The following is a 19,162-nucleotide window of genomic DNA, read 5'->3' on the forward strand; positions in this document are numbered from 1 at the left end:
TTTCACAAGGAAGGCCCTCCGCGGGCCCTCACACGAGGAAGCGTGGTTCCACATGCTCGACCCTGGCCTCCGCAGCGTCTCGACCCTCCGCGACGTCCGGACCCGATCGATCAGCCCCGAGAACTTCGACGGCTCCGAGGGCGGCGGCGGGCGCGCCACGGAGGGCACCGGTGCCGCCTCGGCGCGTGACCTGGGTCCCGGGTGGAAGATCTCGCCGAGCGTCGACATCAAGGCCGGCGAGACGTTCGACCTGGCCACGATCCGTGGCGCCGGGCGGATCACGCACATCTGGATCACCACCCACACCGACAACTGGCGCACGCTCATCCTGCGCGCGTTCTGGGACGACGCCACCGAGCCCGCGGTCGAGGTGCCGTACGGCGACTTCTTCTGCAGCGGCTGGGGCGTGTTCACGCAGGTCGACTCGCAGATGATCGCCGCCAACCCGCACGGCGGGTTCAACTCCTACTGGCCCATGCCGTTCCGTACGGGCGCCCGGCTGACGCTGGAGAACACGTCCGACAAGGACGTCCGCGTGTACTACCAGGTCACCTACGAGCAGGGGGGCGACTACTCGGACGAGGGCTACTTCCACGCGCAGTGGCGCCGCAGCAACCCGCTCGCGGACCGCGTGCCGCACACCATCGTGGAGGGCGTGGAGGGGTCCGGGCACTACGTCGGCACCTACATCGCGTGGGGCGTGAACTCGAACGGCTGGTGGGGCGAGGGCGAGATCAAGTTCTACCTCGACGCCGACGAGGACTACCCGACGATCTGCGGCACCGGCACCGAGGACTACTTCGGCGGCGCCTGGAACTTCGACGTCCCCGGTCAGGGCTACACCGAGTTCTCGACGCCTTACCTGGGCATGCCCCAGGTGCTCCGGCCCGACGGGCTGTACGTGAGCCAGCAGCGGTTCGGCATGTACCGCTGGCACGTGACCGACCCGATCCATTTCGCCGAGCGGCTGCGCGTCGACATCCAGGCCCTCGGCTGGCGCAGCGGGTGGCGCTACCTGCCGCTGCACGACGACATCGCCTCGACCGCCCTGTTCTACCTGGACCGGCCGAAGGCGCACCGCCCGGCGCCGCCGTCGGCCGACGGCATGGAGGTGCACCGCGGAAAAGCCGCGGTCCCCGACCTGACCTGACCCCGTCCACAACAAAAAGGGGGGTTAGCGGTAGGTGCGGCGGTAGGTGGCCGGGGGTGTTCCGCACACCTGGCGGAACGTCTCGTAGAAGCTGCTCTGGGCCGTGAAACCCGCGGCGTGCGCGATCTCGGCGGTGGTACGGTCCGACGTGATGAGCAGGCGCTGCGCCTCCGCGACCCGGCAGCGCGCGATATACGTGCCGACGGTCGTGCCGATCACCCGCTTGAACAGGGTCATCGCGTGGCTCGGGCTCAGGTGGACGGCGCGGGCGACGTCGGCGGCGGTGATCGGCGAGCGGTAGTTCTCGGCGACGAACTGTGCCATCGCCGCGGCGCGTTCGGCGGCGCCGGACTGCGGGAGGGGCACGCACTCCGCGACCGGCCCGGGTTCCGGCTCGGAGCGGGCCGCGCCCGCCAGGACCCGCCGGACGAACGCCTGGGCCTCCAGCATGACCACCGTGTCGTGCCCGCCGTCCAGGACGTCGTGGTGCCAGCTCGCGAACAGGGCGGCGACGTCCCGCACCAGAGCCGTCGCCGGCGCGACGATGGGCCGTGCCTGCAGCAGCACCGCCACCTGCTCGGTAGGCAGTGCCCAGCTCAGCACCTCCGTCAGCGGGATGTGCACCCACGACCCGTCGGTCGGTGTCGCTCCCTGGTCCACGAGCTGGTGCGGGGTGCCGCCCCAGAACAGCGCCACCTGGCCCGCCTCGACCCGCAGGTACGAGCCGCCGAAGAGGTAGTCGAGCCGCCCGGTGTGCACGAGGTTGAGCTCGAGGTCGTCGTGCCGGTGGGGCCGCTGCATCACGGGCGGCGCGCCCTGCCGCACCCACAGTGCGGGTTCGGCCAGCTCCACCTCGTCGTCCGCGAGCGCCATGGGACGGGAGCATAGGTGCCCTGCGGGCGGAGCGCACGATCGAAGGATTCCGGAGAGGCGGGGCACGCAGCCGGAGGCTTCGCCGTTTTCCTCGCGCCTAGCGTCGCCGTATGGCTTCCTCCCCCAAGATCACCATCATCGGCGCCGGTGGTTTCGTCTTCCCGTTCCGGCTCATCGGCGACCTGCTCAGCTTCCCCGCCCTGCGTGGGGCGACGCTCAGCCTCATGGACCTCGACGCGGGCCGCCTGGACCGGGTGGCGAGCGCCACCCGCGAACTCGTGGCCCACCACGGCCTGCCGACGGTCGTGGAGCAGACGACCGACCGGCGCGCTGCGCTGCGGGACGCGGACTTCGTGATCATCACGTTCCAGGTGGGCGGTGTGGAGTCCTACCGGCACGACGTCGAGATCCCGCGGCGCTACGGCGTCGACCAGACCGTGGGCGACACGGTGGGGCCGGGCGGGGTGTTCCGGTTCCTGCGCTCGGTGAGGGCGTACGAGGACATCGCGGCCGACGCGCTGGAGGTGTGCCCGGACGCGCAGTTCATCAACTACGCCAACCCGATGGCGATGGCCACGGCGTACCTGAACGCGCTGGGCCTGCGGACGGTGGGGCTGTGCCACAGCGTGCAGGGCACCACCCGGATGCTGGCGCGCACGCTCGGCGTGCCGTACGAGGAGGTGTCCTTCCGTTGCGCGGGCATCAACCACCAGGCGTGGGTCCTGGAGTTCCGCCGGGGTTCGGAGGATCTCTACCCGCGGCTGCGCGAGGTGATGACGGACCGCCACCGGCGGGGCCGTGCGGCGGCCGACCTGCTGTCCGACGACGGGGACCACTCCGAGGAGGCCCTGGCCGCCAGCAACTACGAGGGCGGCAACGAGCAGGTCCGCACCACGCTGATGAACCACTTCGGGTACTTCGAGACGGAGTCGAGCCATCACGCGTCGGAGTACGTGCCGTACTTCCGCAAGGACGCGACCACGACGAAGGAGTACATCCCGGAGCGCTGGGACTACTACGAGATCTGCGCGGCGCACGACGAGCAGGGCGACGTCGACGAGCAGCTCGCGCGCCTGAAGGCGGATCTGAGCCCGTCGGTCGAGTACGGGGCCTCCATCGTGAACGCCGTGGTCACGGGCGTGCCGGCGGTCGTGTACGGGAACGTGCCGAACGCGGGCCGCGTGATCACGAACCTGCCCGACGACGCGTGCGTCGAGGTGGCCTGCCTGGTCGACGCGAACGGTGTGCAGCCCACGAGCGTCGGGGACCTGCCACCGCAGCTCGCGGCGCTCAACCGCACGAACACCAACGTGCAGACGCTCGCGGTCCGCGCGGCGCTGACCGGCGACGTCGAGCACGTGCACCATGCCGTGGCGATGGACCCGCTCACCTCCGCGCACTGCACGCTGGAGCAGATCCGCGCGATGACCGACGAGCTGCTGGAGGCGCACGCGGCGTTGCTGCCGGCCGCGCTGGTGCGCTGAGCACACGCGGTGCCCCCGGGCGACGACGCCCGCGGGCACCGCGCCGACCACCCTCAACGAAGAGGAGACGATATGCCCACCCATCCGGTGCCCCGGGCGCCCGGCGGACGGCGGCTGTCCCGCCGCACCTTCCTCGCGGTCGCGGGGATCAGCGTGGCGGGCGCCCTCGCCGCCTGCTCCGGCGCCCCGACGGGGACCAAGCACCTGCGCCTGTCCTCGTGGAACATCCCGCTGGACCTGGAGTCCTACCAGGTGATCGCCGACGAGTTCGTGGCGGCCCATCCCGGCACCAGCGTGGCGGTGGAGGTGACGACCGGCCAGTTCCACCAGTGGTTCATCACGCGGCTCGCCGCGGACCTCGCGCCGGACATCATCCGGATCACCCCGCAGCAGATCGGCCGGTACGCGGCCAACGGCAGCCTGGTGGACCTGACGGGCGCGGTACCCGCTGAGTACCAGGACGACTACTCGGAACCGTTCTGGGCGATCGGCGCACGGGAGGACGGCCTGTACGGCGTCTTCCAGCACACCGACAACTTCATCACCTACTACGACCGGCGGGTGGTCCAGCAGATCGGCGTGACGCCGCCGTCGTCGCTGGCGGACGCCTGGCACTGGGACGAGTTCCTGGAGATCGCCCGCGAGGCCCGGAAGGTGACGGGCGGCTACGGCTTCGGCTACGGCTGGGGCGGCGCGGAGACGGCGTACCGCTGGCTGCCGATCGTCTACCAGAACGGCGGCACCTTCCTCGGGGAGGACGGCGAGACGCCGTCGATGGACAGCGCCGAGGCGGTCGGGGCCCTGGACTTCGGGCGCCGCTGGTACAGCGAGGGACTCGTGTCCCCGGCGAACATGAGCAAGTCGGGCGGCACGCCGGGCCGCGATCTCTTCCTCACCGGGCAGATCGGCCTCCTGCTCGACAACCCGGAGTCCATAGCGCCGCTGGACGAGGGCCTGCCCGACGAGTGGGGCACCGCGCCCATGATCCGCAACACCGGCGAGGCGTCCGACCTGGGCGGCAACGCGCTGGCGGTCACGAAGTCCAGCAAGCATCCGGAGCTCGCGGCCGAGCTGGTCGCGTACATCACCAGCCGGGCCAACGTCGTCGAGTTCTGCAAGCGGGGCAACTGGCTGCCCGCCCGGTCCTCGCTCGACGCCGCGGACATCGGCTACGAGCGGCACGCCGGCACCATGCAGCAGTTCATCGACCAGGCGACCACCATCCCCCTGTCGATGGTGCGTGCGGAGTCGGGCCAGTACTTCAGCTCCCTCAACTCGGTGCTCGCCGACTACCTCGACCTGTGCTTCCTCGGCGAGCTCTCCCCCGCCGAGTGCGGCACCCAGATGACGGAGGCGATGCGCAGTGTCACCACGCGATGAAGTCCTCACGCGCCGGCCCGACGACGGCGCACGCCAGCCCCGCTGGGCGCCCTACCTGTTCGTCGGGCCGGCGGGCCTGCTCTTCCTCGCCTTCTCCCTGCTCCCCATCGTCATCGCGATCACCTTGTCCTTCCAGGACACGGCGACGCTCGGCGACGGCGAGTGGGTCGGCGCCGCGAACTACGAGACGATGCTCGGCGACCCGCTGCTGCGCACCGCACTGCTCAACACCCTGGTCTTCACGGTCGGCACCGTGCCGACGGCGATGGCGATCGGGTTGGCCCTCGCGGTCGCGCTGAACCGCCCGCTGCCGGGGCGCGGCCTGCTGCGGGCGCTGTTCTTCGTCCCGATGATCGCCGCCGGCGTCGTGGTCGGCGTCATCATGTCGTGGATCTTCAACCCGGACTACGGCGTCGCGAACAACGCGCTCGCCGCCCTGGGACTGTCCGGCCTGCCCTGGCTGACCTCCCCGAACACCGCGATGTTCACGCTGATCGCCGTGGTCGTGTGGACGCGGATCGGGTTCTGCATGGTGATCTACCTCGGCGCCCTGCAGTCCATCCCGGCGGAGCTGCGCGAGGCCGCTGCGATCGACGGCGCGAGCGGCTGGCAGCGGCTGAGGCGCCTCACGGTGCCGATGCTGGCGCCGACCACGTCGATCCTGCTCATCCTCAACGTCGTGTTCTCGCTCCAGTCGTTCGACGTCATCTACGTGATGACCGGCGGCGGGCCCGGGTTCTCGACGACGGTCCTGATCCAGTACGTGTTCCGGTCCGCGTTCGCCGACGCGCGCATGGGCTACGCAGCGGCGCTCGGCCTGCTGCTCGTGCTGATCCTGCTGGTGTTCACGCTGCTGCGGCAGCGCGCCACGAAGCGAGCGGAGGAGCTCCTGTGACTGTTCCCAACACCCGAGCCCGGGTCGCCCGGCCCGCGCGCCCCACCCCGCCCCTGCGGGAACGGCACGCCCGGCGACGGCGCTGGCTGCTCACCGCCGTCCTGACCGCCGTCGCGATCGTCGTCGTCTTCCCGCTGTACTGGATGATCGTCTCCGCGCTCACGCCCGGCGGGCAGTCGCAGAGCAGCGAGTTCTACCTCTGGCCCGACGCACCCACCATCAACAACTTCACCGAGGTGTTCGCCACGCAGCCCGTGTGGCAGTGGCTCGGCAACTCGGCGTTCGTCGCGTCCGTCGGCACGGCGCTGTCGGTCTGCGTGTCGCTGGGCGCCGGGTACGCCCTGGCCAAGTACCGGTTCCGCGGCCGCGGCCTGCTGTACGCCGCGTTCCTGGTGACGATCATGATCCCGATCCAGGTCACGCTCGTGCCCGCGTTCCTCGTGACGGCGCGGCTCGGGCTGGTGGACTCGCCGTGGGCCGTCATCCTGCCGACCCTGTTCGACGTCGTGGGCATCTTCATCGCCCGCCAGTTCATGCTCGGCGTGCCCGACGCGCTCATCGAGGCCGCCCGGCTGGACGGCGCCGGCGAGCTGCGGACGTTCTTCCGCGTGGTGCTCCCGACCTGCTGGCCGCTGGTGGGAGTGCTCGTCATCCTCGGCTTCATGAACCGGTGGAACGACTTCCTGTGGCCGCTCGTGGTGCTGCAGGGCAACGAGAGCCTGACGGTGCCCGTCGGGCTGTCCACGCTGACCAACAACCCGGCGTTCAGCTCGCCCTGGGGCGCGGTGATGGCGGTGGCCACGGTCGCCGTCGTGCCGCTGCTCGTGGTGTTTCTCGTCTTCCAGCGGACGTTCGTCCAGGGGATCGCGAGCACGGGGATCAAGTAGGTCACTTCATCCCCGAGATCCGCACCCCGGCGACGACGAACCGCTGGAAGAACAGCAGCAGGACGATCGTCGGCAGGGCCGCGAGCGTGGAGCCTGCCATCAGCAGGCCCCACTCGTTGCCCCGCTCCGACCGGAACGTGCCCAGGAACTGCATGATCTGCATGAGGCCCGGGTCCGTGATCGTGAGGATGGGCCAGACGTAGGCGTTCCAGAAGGCGAGGAACGACCCGATGCCCACGACGACGAACACCGAGCCCGACTGCGGCACGAAGATCTTCGTGAAGATCTGCCATCGCGTGGCGCCGTCGATACGGGCGGCCTCCTCCAGCGCCATCGGCATGCCCAGGTAGAACTGGCGGATGAAGAACATCTGCACCGACGACGCGACCCCCGGGATGATGAGGACGGCCAGCGTGTCGAGCATGCCAAGCTCGGTGACGACGACGAAAGACGTCAGCAGGATCGCCATCATCGGCACGAACATCGGCAGGATGCAGTACACCCACCAGAACCGCTTCCAGGCGAAGTCGAGGCGGGCCAGCGCGTACGCGGCCATCGAGTTCACGACGAGGCTGGCCGCCGTGAAGATGACCGCGCCCAGCAGCGTCACCCCCATGGACCGGGCGAACTGCGGGTCGGCGAGGATGTCGACGTAGTTCTGGACGTTCCAGATCTCGGGGAAGAACTGGAACGGGCTGGAGAGCACCTCCGTCTTGCCCTTGAAACCCGCGATCGCCATCCAGGCGAGCGGGAACAGGACGCTCAGCGAGATGAGCACGAGCAGCACCCACTTGACGAGGGCGGTGCGCAGAGATCTGGTCATCCGTCGATCGCTTTCTCGGAGCTGATGAGCCGGAACACGAGGGCCGAGATGCCGCCGAGCACGAGGAACAGCAGCAGGGCGGCGGTCAGCGAGAAGCTCACCGAGTACTCGCTCCCGTCCCGGAAGGTGTTGAAGATGAACAGGTTGGGCGTGGTCGTCGCGTTGACCGGCCCGCCGTTCGTCATGATCAGCGGCAGGTCGAGCATCTGGAGCGCCGCCACCGTGCCCGTGACGAACAGGTACAGGAGCACGTTCTTCAGCAGCGGGAGGGTGATGTACCACGTGCGCTGGACGAACGACGCGCCGTCGAGCCGGGCCGACTCGTAGTAGCTGTCCGGGATGTCGAGCAGGCCCGCCAGCATGATCAGCGTCGTCAGGCCCAGGCCCAGCCAGATGCCCGGGACGGCGATGGCCGGCAGCGCGAGCGCCGGGCTGTTCAGCCACGCGACCGGCCCGGCGTTGAGCAGCCCCAGCAGCCAGTTGGCCAGCCCCTGGTCCTGGTAGATGAAGACGAAGAGCACCGACGCGACCACCGTGGAGACCACGGCGGGCACGTAGATGGTCGTCTTCAGGAAGCTCGCCATACGCACGCTCAGGGTCTTGATGAAGCTCGCGATCAGCAGCGAGACGAACATCCCGGCCGGGACGACCAGCACCGCGTAGTAGAGGCCGACGCCGAGCGACGCCCAGAACCGCTCGTCCTCGAGCACGTACCGGTAGAACTGCAGGCCGACGAACTCGGGGGCCTGGTAGAAGCTGATCTCGAACCCGCTGAGGTAGAACGCGTAGACGAGCGGCCACATCACGAAGATCCCGAGCAGGATCACCATGGGCGCGATCATCAGGTAGGCGGTGAGGTCGTCCCGTGGGCGCGAGCGCTTCACAGCAGGCGCCTCGGCAGCGCCGAGCATGGTGCGCGGCTGCTGGTCCGCGGTGATGGACACTGTGCTTCTCCCTAGTCCGTCGCCGCGCCCGCGAGCTTCTGCTTGTCGATGACGTCGTTGATCGCGTCGTCCGCGGTCTGCAGCGCTCCGTCGACGTCGGTGGTGCCCTTCATGGCCGACTCGAGCGCCGTCCCCAAGGCCATCGCGATGTCGTACGGGTACGCGGGCTCGGCCTGGCCGTAGGGCACTATCTCGTCGGAGATGACCGCCATGAACGGGTCGGCGGAGGCCTCGGGGTCGTCCGCGAGCACCTCGTCGACCGAGTCGCGGACCGTGTACTTCGAGTAGCCCGTCTCCTTGAAGAAGCCGGCCATGATCTCCGGGTCGCCCGCCAGCAGGTACTCGATGAACCGGGCCGCCTCCTCGGGTGCCTCGGACTTCGAGTCGAGTGTGAGCGTCCAGCCGCCGAGGGTCGCCGTCGTCTTCGTCAGGTCGCCGTCGATTGACGGGAACGGGGCCACCATGGTCTTGTCGACGACGTCCGGGAAGTCGTTCTTGAGCTGGCCGACCACCCACGAGCCACCCTGCATCATCGCCACCTCGCCCTCGCCGTACGGCTGGCCGTCCGCGTAGGCCACCTTGGGCTGCTGCGGGATGAGGCCCTCCTGGTAGAGCTCCTTGTAGAAGTTCGCGAGGTCCGCGAAGCACGGTTCGGTCGCCCGGCCCGCCGACCAGTCGTCGGCGATCGGCAGGTACCCACAGGCGTTGAGCTGCAGGCCCCAGCTCGACCAGCTCAGGTCGGCCGCGGTCGACGCGACGGTCATCCCCTTGACGTCGCCCTTCGTCAGGGCCTTCGACCACTCGAGCAGCTCGTCCCAGGTCTCGGGCGGGCTGTCCGGGTCGAGGCCCGCCTCCTTCGCGAGGTCGGTCCGGTAGTACAGGACCGTGGAGGGCTCCACGAGCATCGGGTACGCGTAGTGCTGGTCGTCCACGGTGACGAACGGGGCGACGTTCTCCTTGACGTCGTCGAAGGCCTCGGCCGGGAGGAGCTCGTCCAGCGGGGCGAACTTGCCCTCCGCGACGCCCGGCTTGATGCTGCCGTAGTTCGTCGTGGCGACGTCCGGCTGCTTGCCCGCGGCCTGCGCCGCCTGCAGCTTCTGCTCCCACGTGTCAGCGGGCACGACCTGGAGGTCGACGGTGATCTCGTCCTGCGAGGCGTTGAACGCCTCAACGTTCTCCTTGAACCAGGCCTGCTGGTAGTCCTCGAACTTCTGCTGCCAGAACGTGACGTGCACCCGGCCGTCCGCCGCCTGGCTGCCGCCGTTCCCGCACGCGGCGAGGCCGAAGGCCGTGACGACGGCGGCCGCGACTCCGATGGCGCGGCGTGATCGCTTGCTGAACATGGGTATCTCCTCGTGGTGTGAACTCGTGAGTGATTCGCTGTGGTCCGCGTGCGCGGTCGTCGCGCCGTCAGTCCCTGGCCAGCTCGGCCCGGTACCAGAACACGTTGTACGGATCCCAGATCGACAGGGCGAAGTAGATGGTCCGCCCGCCGTCCTCCGTGTAGCGGGGAAGCATGTAGGGCGCGTACGGCCCCGGGACCTCGGTGGCGCCGACGAGCTCGAACGGCTCGCCCCACGGGCCCCAGGGGGACAGTCCCTCGCGCAGGACGATGCCGCGGCCCTCGGCGAGGTAGGTCATGATCCAGCGGTCGAGGTGGTCGTTCCAGACCACGGAGAGCTCGCCGACGGTGTCGTCGAGCACGAGGGCCGCGTCCACCGGGTCGGCGGCCCAGCGCGGGGCGGCGTCGGCGCCGCTGCCCGCGCCGCCGTCGGCCAGGCCCGCGAAGTACTGCCAGGCCGCGGGATCCTCCACCTGCGCGGCCGGCACCCGGGCGAGCGAGACGCCGCCGAACCGCCCGTGCGTGACGCCCCAGACGTAGAGCCAGTCCCGGCCGCCGACGGTCACGTGGGCCGGGCTGATCTGCACGAAGCCGGACTCGCCGCCCCATCGGGGCGCGTCCAGCTTCTCCCAGGTCTGCCCCTCGTCGGTCGACTTCGCGAGGCCCGCATGGTTGACCTCCCACTCGCCCGGCGTCCCCCACTGCCGTACCGACATGTAGTGCAGGTACATCCCGGCATCGGTGGCGAAGCCGTGGGTGGGGATGACGGTGATCTCGTCGCCGTCGACCTTCTTGGAAGCCAGCAGCTCCTTCGCGACTCCGGCGTCGTCGAGGATCATCCCCTCGATCGTGATGCCGTCCGACGGGTCGGCGTCCGTGGTCCAGCCCAGGGTGTTCGAGCGCCAGAGGGAGCCCCCGCCGCCCGTCATGTCGTCGTCGCGCTCGCCGAAGGTGTCGCCGAACGCGAACCACACCTTGCCGTCGGCCTCGAACATCGAGCCGAGGTCCGTGAAGTTCACCGAGTACTGCGTGGTGTCGCCGGGGCCTTCGGCGCCGGTGATCTGTCCGACGCGTTCGACGTCGGTGACGTCCGTGAGCACGAATCCCTCGTCGCGGCTGTCGAGGCCGTCGGCGCCGTCCGGCCCGGCGACGGCAGTGGAGCCGACACCTGCGACCAGCGACAGCGCGCCGACCGCGGGGGCGACGACGAGCGCGGTACGTCCGAGCCTGCGTGCCATGAATCCTCCTTGATCGATGGCGATAGTCCCCAGATTGGCAGAAACCGATTTCATCGTCAAGTGCCGTGCTTGGCGGCCGCCTGGGCCTCACCTAGCGACGCCGAACTTGAAACCGGTTTCTATTCTGGCTACGGTGTGCGCGGGTGACGACGCCCCTCCCGAGCGAGGTCTGGAAGGTCTGATGGCACACACCACCGCCGGCACCGACGGCTTCTCCGAACCGTGGCTCCGCCCCGGGGGCGCGGCCCTTGCCGAACCACGCTGGGGCTTCGCCGACGGCCTGCAGGTGGGCCTGCACCCGCTGCGCGGCCCGCGCGGGCTGCTGCGCGTCTACGCCCCCTACCTCGGGCACCCGCGCGACCGGCTGCTCAACTTCATCGCCGTCGAGCCGATCCCTCAGGGGGCGACGGAGCGCGGCTACTCGGAGCTGGAGAACAGCGCCCTGGACGACGCGCCGGGCAAGCGGTTCTGGAGCGCCGACACCCCGGACGACCCGGCCCCGCGCGACCCGCGGCGCCCGGCCCGCGGTGTGACCGAGCGGATCGACGGCGTCGAGCACCTGACCGTCTACGTGCACAGCGAGCGCTTCGAGAACGGCGCCGAAGTGGTGGTGCGGGTCCGTTTCCGGGCCGACCGCCCGCACGAGGTGTCGGTCGCGACGTCGCTCCGGGAGGGCTCGGTCCCGCTGGAGTCGTGCGTGCTCACTGCGACGATGGGGAACTTCGCCCGGCTGCGGCGGCTCCACCTGCGCGACCGGGTGGTGACGCCCGCCGAGCTGTGGCCCGGGTTCACCGGTACCGGCTTCGCCGCCCACGGCGTTTTCAAGCGCGCGGACCTGGTCGAGTCCGGCGGGACGATCAGCGTATGGGCGACGCCGGACGAAGCCGCCCCGCACGAGGCCGAGCACGCCGAGGGGACGGCCGAGCACTGGCGGTACACCGGCGAGAAGGCGGTACAGGGCTGGCGCGTCCCCGAACCGAGCGACGAGCTCCGGGTCCTGGTCAACGGCCGCTGGGCCTACTGGGCGAGCGCGGCACCCGTCCCCGGCGGCGTCTCCTACGAGAACTTCGAGGTGGTCGAGCCCTTCCGGGACGGGCAGGAGCTCGTCTACTGGGTCGAGCCCTTCCGGTCCGACGACGACGTCGCACCCGCAGCGGCGCGGCATCTGGGGCCCTGAGCCCAGCCCTTGACCAGCCCGGACTGCCTGGCGGCCGCACTCCTAGACTGCTTCCCGTGACCCCGCGCAGGCAGCAGATCCTGAGCACGGCAGCCGACCTGTTCGCCGACCGTGGCTTCCACGGCGTCTCCATGGGAGACATCGGCGCCGCCGTCGGTGTCTCCGGCCCCGCCCTGTACAAGCACTTCGCGGGCAAGGAGGACATCCTCGGGCAGTGCCTGCTGCACGCCTCCGACCAGCTCCTCGCGGGCGCCCGGGAGCTGCTGTCCGACGGCGGTGCACGCACCGGCGTCGGACAGCCGGCTCCTGAGGCGGAGGCCGCCGTCGGACAGCCGGAACCGGACCCCGCCGCGGCCGCGGCGGCCCTGGAGGCGCTGATCGCCCGGCACGCGGACTTCGCGCTCGACAACCCGGCCCTGATCGTCGTGCAGGAGCGGGAGTGGGGCGCGCTCGGCGCGGACACCCGGGCGCAGGTCCGCAAGCGGCAGCTCGCCTACGTAGACGTATGGTGCGACGCGCTGCGGCCGCTGCGCCCCGATCTGTCGGCACCGCAGGCGCGGGCCGCGGTGCAGGCGGCGTTCGGCCTGCTGAACTCGACCCCGCACAGCGCGCGCATCGGCCGCGACGCCATGCGCCGTCTCCTGACGACCATGGCCCGCGCGGCCCTCCTCCCCTCCCCGTGACCGTTACTCCACAGGGAGACCCAGCCCCCTCGCTATCAGCATGCGCTGGAGCTCTGACGTGCCCTCGCCTATCTCCAGGACCTTGGCGTCGCGGTAGAAGCGGGCGATCGGGCCGTCCTCCATGACGCCGTACCCGCCGAACACCTGCGCCGCGATGCGCGTGGCCGTCACGGCGGACTCCGCGGCGTAGAGCTTGGCGACGGACGACGCCCGCCGGAACTCGTCGAGCGGCGCACCCTCGTCCTTCAGCGCCGCGGCCCGATAGGTGAGCGCGCGGCTCGCCTGGAGCATCACCTCGATGTCGGCGATCTGGAACGCCACGCCCTGTTTGCGGCCGATCGGGCCGCCGAAGGTGGGGCGCACGCCGGCGTGCTCCACCGTGAGGTCCAGCATCGCCTGGATGCAGCCGGTGGCCAGCGCCGCGACGGCGACCCGGCCCGCGTTGAGGCAGATCATGAGCTGCTTGAACCCGTCGCCCCGCACGCCCAGCAGGTTGGCCTCGGGGACGCGCACGTCCTCGAAGCGCAGCGGGTGGACGTCACAGGAGCGCCAGCTCATCTTGTCGTGCAGGGGCTCGACGACGAACCCGGGGGTGTCGGTGGGCACGAGGACGGCACTGAGCTCGGGCCGGCCGTCGGGCAGGGTGCCGGTGCGGGCCGCGACGGTGCAGACGCTGGTGATCGGTGTTCCGGAGTTGGTGATGAACTGCTTGGCGCCGTTGATGACCCACTGGCCGTCCACGAGCTCCGCGGTGGTCTCCATGGCGTTGGCGTCACTGCCCGCGCCGGGTTCGGTGAGGCCGAACGCGCTGAGCCGGCGGCCTGCGACGAGGTCGGGCAGCCAGGTGGCCTTCTGCTCCTCGGTCCCGTAGGTCAGCAGGGTGCCGACGCCGAGGCCGACGCCGGCCGCGAGCGTGATGCCGACGGACTGGTCCACGCGGCCGATCTCCTCGACGGCGATGCTGAGGCCGGTGAGCCCGAGGTCGGACCCGCCGTACTCCTCCGGGGCGGTCAGGCCGAACAGGCCCAGCTCCCCCATCTGGTGCACCACCTCGACGGGCAGGCGACTCTCCCTGTCCCATCGGGCGATGTGGGGCGCGATCTCGCGGTCGGCGAAGTTCCGTACCGCGTCCCGGAGCTTGGTGTGCCCCGGGTTCTCTGGTGAGGTATGCATGTTAGGCATGTCACAGAGGTTAACCATCATTAACCTCGCTGCGCCAGGCCCCACCCGGAGGAGTTCCCGATGCCGCACCAGAGCCAGGTCGCCTACGACGTCGTAGAGCTCGACCTGTCCGACGCTCCGCCCGTCCCGTATGCCCGGATCACCCTCGACAACCCGGGGCGGCGCAACGCCCTCTCGTACGCCGTGCTCGACCAGCTCCAGGCGGCTCTGGACCGCGCCGCGGGCGACGACGTCCACGCCGTCGTCCTGGCCGCCAACGGCCCCGCGTTCTGCTCCGGGGCGGACCTCACGGAGGCCCTGGCCGACGGCATGACCCGGTCCGCGCGACGGCTCGCCGAGGTACTGCGCGCGCTCCTCGCCCTGCCCCGGCCCGTCGTCGCGCGCGTGCACGGGCCGGTGCGGGCCGGCGGTATCGGGCTGGTGGCCGCGTGCGACGTCGCGATCAGCGCCGACCAGATCACCTACGCCTTCACGGAGGCCCGCCTCGCGCTCGCGCCCGCCGTCATCTCGCTGGCGGTACTGCCGCGGATGACGCCGCGGGCGGCGTCGCGCACGTTCCTCACGGGCGCGCCGTTCTCGGCGGCCGACGCCGCGGCCTGGGGCCTGGTGACCCGCACCGTCCCGCTCGACGACATCGACGAGGAGGTCGCGGCGGTGCTGGCCGGGCTGGCCGCCGGCGACCCGCAGGGGCTGGCCGCCACGAAGGAGCTGCTCAACGCGGACGCCCTGGCCCGCTTCGACGCGCACGTGGAGGACGCCGTCGCGACGTCGGCCGAGCTGTTCGGCTCGGAGCCCGCCCGCGCGGCGATGGCGAAGGTGCTGAAGCGCTGACGGCGACCGCCCGCCCGGGGTGCTTGGATGGGGTGTGGCCATCCGGATCTCCTCGCGCAACGCACGCTTCCAGCAGCTCCAGACCCTGCTGACCAACCGCAACAAGCGGCACCGGGCCGCCGAGTTCATCGTGCAGGGCGTGCGGCCCATCACCATGGCGGTCGAGCACGGCTGGGAGATCCACTCCCTCCTGTACGACGCCGAGCGCCACCTCTCGCAGTGGGCCCGGGGCGTGCTCGCGGCCCACCCGCAGGTGGAGCACGTGAAGATGGCGCCCGACCTGCTGGCGGAGCTCGCCGAGAAGGACGAGGCCGAGCTGCTCGCCGTCGTCGGGATGCGGCCCGACACCCTGGACCGCATCGAGACGGGCCCGGACTTCCTGGGGGTCGTGTTCGACCGGCCCACGCAGCCGGGCAACATCGGCGCGATCGTGCGCTCGGCCGACGCGTTCGGGGCCGACGGCGTGATCACCACCGGGCACGCGGCCGACGCCTACGACCCGAAGGCGGTGCGGGCCACCACCGGGTCGTTCTTCGCGACGCCGGTGGTGCGGGCGCCGTCCTCGGCTGAGGTCATGGCCTGGGTCGGCGAGCGCCGCGCCGCGGGCCTGCCCATCGTCGTCGTCGCGACGGACGAGCACGGCGACGCCGACGTCTCCGCGTTCGACCTCACCCAGCCGGTCCTGCTGCTGGTCGGCAGCGAGACCGGCGGCCTGACCCGAGCCTGGCTGGACGCCGCGGACGTGACCCTCAGCATCCCGATGACGGGCTCGGCGAGCTCGCTCAACGCGGCGAACGCGGCGACGGTAGTGCTCTACGAGGCGCGCCGCCAGCGCCTGGCCAACGGCTAGACCAGGTCCCGGGCGATCCGTCGCTGCCAGTTCTGCGCGTAGACCCGCGGGTGCCCCTGTTCCTCGTCGAGCTCGTACGCGTCGAGCTGCGCGTTGATGAGGAACTCGGTCGCCGTGCACGTCAGGACCGTGCGGGTGACCACCTCGACGCGCCAGTCGGCGCCGTTCTCCAGCCGGCGGACGGTCCGGGTCTCACCGCGTGCGGAGGTGACGTCGTTCCACCGGAAGCTGTACCACTCGCGGGTGTCCCGGTGGATCACCGCGCCGGTGTCCTCGATCCGGAAGGTGCCCTGGTCGTTGACGATCTCCAGCCGCGAGACGTCGGTGGCGAGGTCTCTCGTGACGCGCCACGAGTGCTCGCCGGTGGCGAGCACCGTCGTCTCCCCCTCCTCGGCAGCTTCCGGGGCACCGAGGGGCCGCAGGTGCTCGTCCTCGGGACGAGGGCGGCGGACCGGCAGGTACAGGGCGCTGCTGCCGGTGGTGATCGTCACGGTCGCCGGTTCCGGGGCCGGCCAGATCAGCGGCCAGTACGACGTCGAGATCGACACCCGCAGCCGGTGCCCGGCAGGCAGGGCCTGGCCGATGCCGTTGAGCTGGACCGTCACCGGGTAGGTGCGGCCGGGCTCGAGCGCCCGCGGGCTCTCGCTGCCCTCGCGGTGCGTCAGGTTCAGCACCCCGTACGTCACGCGGGTCGCCTCCCCGTCCGGGGCGACGTCGGACAGCCGGACCGCGAGCTGTGCCACCGGACGGTCGGACGAGACCTCGAGCGCGACGCGGGGCAGCCCGAGGAGCTCCAGGGGCTCGGCGAGCGGCTCCGTCTCGAACACGAGGGCCCCGCCGTCCTCCTCGCGCTGGTCGTACGGCAGGTCCGGCACCGCGGAGTAGGACGCCCACTTGCCGGCGAACATCCCGACACTGAGGGGTGAGCGCAGGCGCACCTGGTGCTCGCGGGCCTCGTCGTCCTCGCCGGCCTCCGGCGCGACCTGGGCGCCACCCACCGGCGCCAGGTGGTGAGGCGTGAACCGGTACTCCCGGTCCTGGACCCCGAGGGCCGGCCAGCTCGGTTCGGCGACCCAGCGGCCGGGCCGGTCCTCGTAGGAGGCGCTGGGCGGGATGCTGTCCTGCATCCACGCGCGCAGCATCGGCTCGTCCTCCAGCCCGGTGTCGACGCCCTTGAGCCAGTGGTCCCACCAGCGCACCACCTCCTGGAGGAAGCCGACGGCCGGGCCCGGCACGCCGAGGTGCGGATAGCGGTGCCCCCAGGGGCCGACCAGGCCCTTGCGGGGAACGTCGAGGTGCTCCAGGAGCCGGAAGATGGCGTTGGTGTAGCCGTCGGCCCAGCCACCGACGGCCATCACCGGGCACCGCACCCGGGAGTAGTCCTCGCAGACCGACGCGGGCTTCCAGTAGTCGTCCCGACGCTGGTGCCGCAACCAGGTGTCGAGCCAGAGCCCGCTGCCCTCGAGGCGTTCGCGCCACATCTCGCGCCACCGGTCGCCGACGACGGCGGGGTCGGGCGGCAGGCTGTTGAACGCGAACATCACCGTCGCCTCCGACAGGTTGTCCGCGAGCAGGCAGCCGCCCATGTAGTGCATGTTGTCGACATAGAGGTCGTCGGTGGCCGACGCGCTGACGACCGCCTTGAGCGCCGGAGGCGCGACGGCGGCCACCTGGAGGCTGTTGAAGCCGCCCCAGGAGATGCCCATCATCCCGACGTTGCCGTCGCACCACGGCTGCTCCGCGAGCCAGGCGATAACGTCCTCGGCATCGTGGAGCTCCTGCGTGCGGTACTCGTCCACCAGCACGCCGTCGGAGTCGCCGCTGCCCCGGAGGTCCACCCGCACGCAGGCGTACCCGTGCCCGGCGATGTACGGGTGGTTGTACGCGTCCCGGCCACGGGTGGCGTCCCGTTTGCGATACGGGATGTACTCCATGACGGCGGGTACGGGGCGCGTCGCAGCGTCGACCGGAGCCCACATCCGTGCGGCCACGTGCTGACCGTCGCGCAGAGGGATGAACACGTTCTCGACGGTCTCGACCTCGTGCGGCAGGTCGGTGACTGTCCTCATCCAGGGTCCTCCTCGGGGACGGGGTCGAGCTCGAAGGGCAACAGGTCCACCGCCTGGCGGAACCGGTCGACGAGCTGGTCGTGGTCGTCGGCCCCCAGGTAGACGCAGCCCAGCTTGAACCGGTAGCTGTCCTGGTTGGGCAGGTCGGAGAGCCGGTCGCCGGGCGCCACCTGGAAGGTGACCTTCGTGTCCGGCAGGGCGCGTTGGAGGGCGGCCAGCTCCCTCTCGCCGGGGATCCTGCGCACGACCGCGTCGGCGTCGTGGAAGATGTGCCACTGGCCAGCGACGGCGAACCGGCCCTGCCGGTACGGCATCTCCGGGGGCTCGCCCAGCGCGACGTCGATGGCCAGCTCATGGTTGGACGTCCCGTCGACCTTGAGGAAGAGCTCGGTGTGGGACTGCGAGATGCGCGTGTTCACCTCGATGAGTCGCAGGACGTCGGTCTCCCGGTCCCACATGTACTCGACGTTGAAGGCCCCGTCGTCATAGCCGATGTGTCGCAGGAAACGTTCCGCGGTGTCGACCATCCGCTGCTGCACCTCGGCGGGGACGGTCACGGCGGGGTAGTCCAGGTGGTCGATGCTGTGCCCGGCCCGATCCTTGTGCATGTCGACGATGCCGTGCACGCTGAACCGGCCCCGCGCGACCACACCCTCGGGGGCGACCTGGACCCCGGTGATGATCTCCTCGGCGAGGCAGGTGTTCCCGTCCGCTCCGCGGATGGCCTCCGGGAGCTCCACCCGGCTCAGCACCTGGTTGAAGGCGTCGCCGACGTCGGTGATCTCCGACCGGATCTGGTCGAGGGCCGACTCGAACTCCTCGTCGTCGTGGATCTCGAACCCCAGGTTCGACGAGTGCGCCTTGACCGGCTTCACCCAGAACGGGTAGGACAGGTGCACCTGGTCCCGGGCGTCGTCGGCGAACGGGTCGAACGCGGCGAACCCGGGGACCACCTCGGGGACCGACTGCCACTGCTCCAGCCGGCTCCAGTACTTGTGCTCGCACTTGAGCATGCTCGTCACGGACGGAGCGGGGATGCCGTGCTCGTGGGACAGGATGGGCGCCAGGAGCGAGCTCGGAAAGTCCCAGTGGCACACGATCGCGTCGATCGGCCCCGGGAAGTCGGCGAGCTGGGCGCGCGCCTGGTCGAGCAGCGCATCGAAGTCGTACTCGGTGTCGCGGACGAGCCTCTCGTAGTCGAGCAGCGAGCGGAACGTGAAGCGCGCCGCGTGCCGCATGCGTCCCAGCTCCTCCCGCTGGAGGTCGGTCATTCCCAGCACGAACACGTTGCACGTCCGGCCGTCGGGTCTGCCCATGCTTTCGACGTAACCACGAGCCCCGCTCGCCCGCAACG

General features: G+C 70.7%; 17 protein-coding genes. 9 read left to right on the forward strand and 8 right to left on the reverse strand.

Translation table 11 applies throughout. The features are described 5' to 3' along the window. The first annotated feature begins 52 nt into the window (after nucleotides 1-52). Nucleotides 53-1,150, forward strand: coding sequence for a glycoside hydrolase family 172 protein (locus EW117_RS07140; protein ID WP_129785142.1), 1,098 nt, complete (start codon nucleotides 53-55; stop codon nucleotides 1,148-1,150). A 24-nt stretch (nucleotides 1,151-1,174) separates the two neighbouring features. Here EW117_RS07140 and EW117_RS07145 read toward each other — a convergent pair whose 3' ends face one another. Beyond that, nucleotides 1,175-2,023: a helix-turn-helix domain-containing protein gene (locus EW117_RS07145; protein WP_129785144.1), complete on the reverse strand. Its 849-nt coding sequence runs from the start codon at nucleotides 2,021-2,023 to the stop codon at nucleotides 1,175-1,177. Between the two features lie 110 nt (nucleotides 2,024-2,133). Here EW117_RS07145 and melA point away from each other — a divergent pair, with 110 nt between their 5' ends. The 4 genes from melA to EW117_RS07165 all read left to right on the forward strand — a co-directional run bounded on the left by melA (nucleotide 2,134) and on the right by EW117_RS07165 (nucleotide 6,669). After that, nucleotides 2,134-3,507 (forward strand): alpha-galactosidase, encoded by a 1,374-nt coding sequence (gene melA / locus EW117_RS07150; RefSeq protein WP_129785146.1) that lies wholly within the window; start codon nucleotides 2,134-2,136, stop codon nucleotides 3,505-3,507. 72 nt (nucleotides 3,508-3,579) lie between these two features. Further along, the gene (locus tag EW117_RS07155; RefSeq protein WP_129785148.1) at nucleotides 3,580-4,887 is read left to right on the forward strand and encodes an ABC transporter substrate-binding protein; all 1,308 of its coding nucleotides are present in this window, start codon (nucleotides 3,580-3,582) and stop codon (nucleotides 4,885-4,887) included. Further along, nucleotides 4,871-5,782 carry a carbohydrate ABC transporter permease gene (locus tag EW117_RS07160; RefSeq protein WP_129785150.1) on the forward strand — a complete coding sequence of 304 codons (912 nt, stop codon included), beginning with the start codon at nucleotides 4,871-4,873 and terminating at the stop codon, nucleotides 5,780-5,782. The genes EW117_RS07155 and EW117_RS07160 overlap by 17 nt, the downstream gene beginning before the upstream one ends. Continuing rightward, nucleotides 5,779-6,669 carry a carbohydrate ABC transporter permease gene (locus EW117_RS07165; RefSeq protein WP_242504133.1) on the forward strand — a complete coding sequence of 297 codons (891 nt, stop codon included), beginning with the start codon at nucleotides 5,779-5,781 and terminating at the stop codon, nucleotides 6,667-6,669. The genes EW117_RS07160 and EW117_RS07165 overlap by 4 nt, the downstream gene beginning before the upstream one ends. A gap of 1 nt (nucleotide 6,670) precedes the next feature. Here the strand turns inward: EW117_RS07165 and EW117_RS07170 are convergent, their stop codons facing one another. The 4 genes from EW117_RS07170 to EW117_RS07185 all read right to left on the reverse strand — a co-directional run bounded on the left by EW117_RS07170 (nucleotide 6,671) and on the right by EW117_RS07185 (nucleotide 11,016). Further along, a complete protein-coding gene (locus tag EW117_RS07170; RefSeq protein ID WP_129785152.1) occupies nucleotides 6,671-7,492 on the reverse strand; it encodes a carbohydrate ABC transporter permease in 822 nt (273 codons plus the stop codon). Further along, complete coding sequence (locus EW117_RS07175; RefSeq protein WP_242504134.1) at nucleotides 7,489-8,436, reverse strand: carbohydrate ABC transporter permease; 948 nt, start codon at nucleotides 8,434-8,436, stop codon at nucleotides 7,489-7,491. The genes EW117_RS07170 and EW117_RS07175 overlap by 4 nt, the downstream gene beginning before the upstream one ends. An 11-nt stretch (nucleotides 8,437-8,447) precedes the next feature. Beyond that, the gene (locus EW117_RS07180) at nucleotides 8,448-9,779 is read right to left on the reverse strand and encodes an ABC transporter substrate-binding protein (protein ID WP_129785154.1); all 1,332 of its coding nucleotides are present in this window, start codon (nucleotides 9,777-9,779) and stop codon (nucleotides 8,448-8,450) included. A 67-nt stretch (nucleotides 9,780-9,846) separates the two neighbouring features. After that, nucleotides 9,847-11,016 carry a DUF4185 domain-containing protein gene (locus tag EW117_RS07185; protein WP_129785156.1) on the reverse strand — a complete coding sequence of 390 codons (1,170 nt, stop codon included), beginning with the start codon at nucleotides 11,014-11,016 and terminating at the stop codon, nucleotides 9,847-9,849. Nucleotides 11,017-11,197: 181 nt separating this feature from the next. Here EW117_RS07185 and EW117_RS07190 point away from each other — a divergent pair, with 181 nt between their 5' ends. Next, nucleotides 11,198-12,193 carry a hypothetical protein gene (locus EW117_RS07190; RefSeq protein ID WP_129785158.1) on the forward strand — a complete coding sequence of 332 codons (996 nt, stop codon included), beginning with the start codon at nucleotides 11,198-11,200 and terminating at the stop codon, nucleotides 12,191-12,193. A gap of 56 nt (nucleotides 12,194-12,249) precedes the next feature. Beyond that, entirely contained in the window at nucleotides 12,250-12,876 is a 627-nt protein-coding gene (locus EW117_RS07195) for a TetR/AcrR family transcriptional regulator (RefSeq protein WP_129785160.1), read from the forward strand. A gap of 3 nt (nucleotides 12,877-12,879) precedes the next feature. Here the strand turns inward: EW117_RS07195 and EW117_RS07200 are convergent, their stop codons facing one another. Next, entirely contained in the window at nucleotides 12,880-14,058 is a 1,179-nt protein-coding gene (locus tag EW117_RS07200; RefSeq protein WP_422890406.1) for an acyl-CoA dehydrogenase family protein, read from the reverse strand. A gap of 60 nt (nucleotides 14,059-14,118) precedes the next feature. On the opposite strand from EW117_RS07200, the gene EW117_RS07205 reads away from it, so the two are divergent. Together EW117_RS07205 and EW117_RS07210 are read left to right on the forward strand one after the other, a co-directional pair. After that, nucleotides 14,119-14,889 carry an enoyl-CoA hydratase-related protein gene (locus EW117_RS07205; RefSeq protein WP_129785164.1) on the forward strand — a complete coding sequence of 257 codons (771 nt, stop codon included), beginning with the start codon at nucleotides 14,119-14,121 and terminating at the stop codon, nucleotides 14,887-14,889. A gap of 34 nt (nucleotides 14,890-14,923) precedes the next feature. Further along, complete coding sequence (locus tag EW117_RS07210) at nucleotides 14,924-15,739, forward strand: RNA methyltransferase (protein WP_129785166.1); 816 nt, start codon at nucleotides 14,924-14,926, stop codon at nucleotides 15,737-15,739. Here EW117_RS07210 and EW117_RS07215 read toward each other — a convergent pair. Both EW117_RS07215 and EW117_RS07220 read right to left on the reverse strand, forming a co-directional pair. Further along, nucleotides 15,736-17,808, reverse strand: a complete 2,073-nt coding sequence (locus EW117_RS07215) for a CocE/NonD family hydrolase (protein ID WP_129785168.1) — start codon at nucleotides 17,806-17,808, stop codon at nucleotides 15,736-15,738. The two genes, EW117_RS07210 and EW117_RS07215, sit on opposite strands and share 4 nt — an antisense overlap. Beyond that, entirely contained in the window at nucleotides 17,805-19,124 is a 1,320-nt protein-coding gene (locus tag EW117_RS07220) for an ATP-grasp domain-containing protein (protein ID WP_129785170.1), read from the reverse strand. Before EW117_RS07220 ends, EW117_RS07215 begins: the two co-directional genes overlap by 4 nt. Nucleotides 19,125-19,162: the final 38 nt, after the last annotated feature.

Source organism: Promicromonospora panici (genome assembly GCF_900608595.1).
Classification (GTDB): domain Bacteria; phylum Actinomycetota; class Actinomycetes; order Actinomycetales; family Cellulomonadaceae; genus Promicromonospora; species Promicromonospora panici.

What these genes read in the sequence shown, in the direction of transcription:
- EW117_RS07220 (WP_129785170.1), bottom strand. Translation starts at nt 19,124, where the DNA reads ATGGGCAGACCCGACGGCCGGACGTGCAACGTGTTCGTGCTGGGAATG.
- EW117_RS07155 (WP_129785148.1), top strand. Translation starts at nt 3,580, where the DNA reads ATGCCCACCCATCCGGTGCCCCGGGCGCCCGGCGGACGGCGGCTGTCC.
- EW117_RS07140 (WP_129785142.1), top strand. Translation starts at nt 53, where the DNA reads ATGCTCGACCCTGGCCTCCGCAGCGTCTCGACCCTCCGCGACGTCCGG.
- EW117_RS07145 (WP_129785144.1), bottom strand. Translation starts at nt 2,023, where the DNA reads ATGGCGCTCGCGGACGACGAGGTGGAGCTGGCCGAACCCGCACTGTGG.
- melA (WP_129785146.1), top strand. Translation starts at nt 2,134, where the DNA reads ATGGCTTCCTCCCCCAAGATCACCATCATCGGCGCCGGTGGTTTCGTC.
- EW117_RS07205 (WP_129785164.1), top strand. Translation starts at nt 14,119, where the DNA reads ATGCCGCACCAGAGCCAGGTCGCCTACGACGTCGTAGAGCTCGACCTG.
- EW117_RS07200 (WP_422890406.1), bottom strand. Translation starts at nt 14,058, where the DNA reads ATGCCTAACATGCATACCTCACCAGAGAACCCGGGGCACACCAAGCTC.
- EW117_RS07215 (WP_129785168.1), bottom strand. Translation starts at nt 17,808, where the DNA reads ATGAGGACAGTCACCGACCTGCCGCACGAGGTCGAGACCGTCGAGAAC.
- EW117_RS07170 (WP_129785152.1), bottom strand. Translation starts at nt 7,492, where the DNA reads ATGACCAGATCTCTGCGCACCGCCCTCGTCAAGTGGGTGCTGCTCGTG.
- EW117_RS07185 (WP_129785156.1), bottom strand. Translation starts at nt 11,016, where the DNA reads ATGGCACGCAGGCTCGGACGTACCGCGCTCGTCGTCGCCCCCGCGGTC.
- EW117_RS07190 (WP_129785158.1), top strand. Translation starts at nt 11,198, where the DNA reads ATGGCACACACCACCGCCGGCACCGACGGCTTCTCCGAACCGTGGCTC.
- EW117_RS07180 (WP_129785154.1), bottom strand. Translation starts at nt 9,779, where the DNA reads ATGTTCAGCAAGCGATCACGCCGCGCCATCGGAGTCGCGGCCGCCGTC.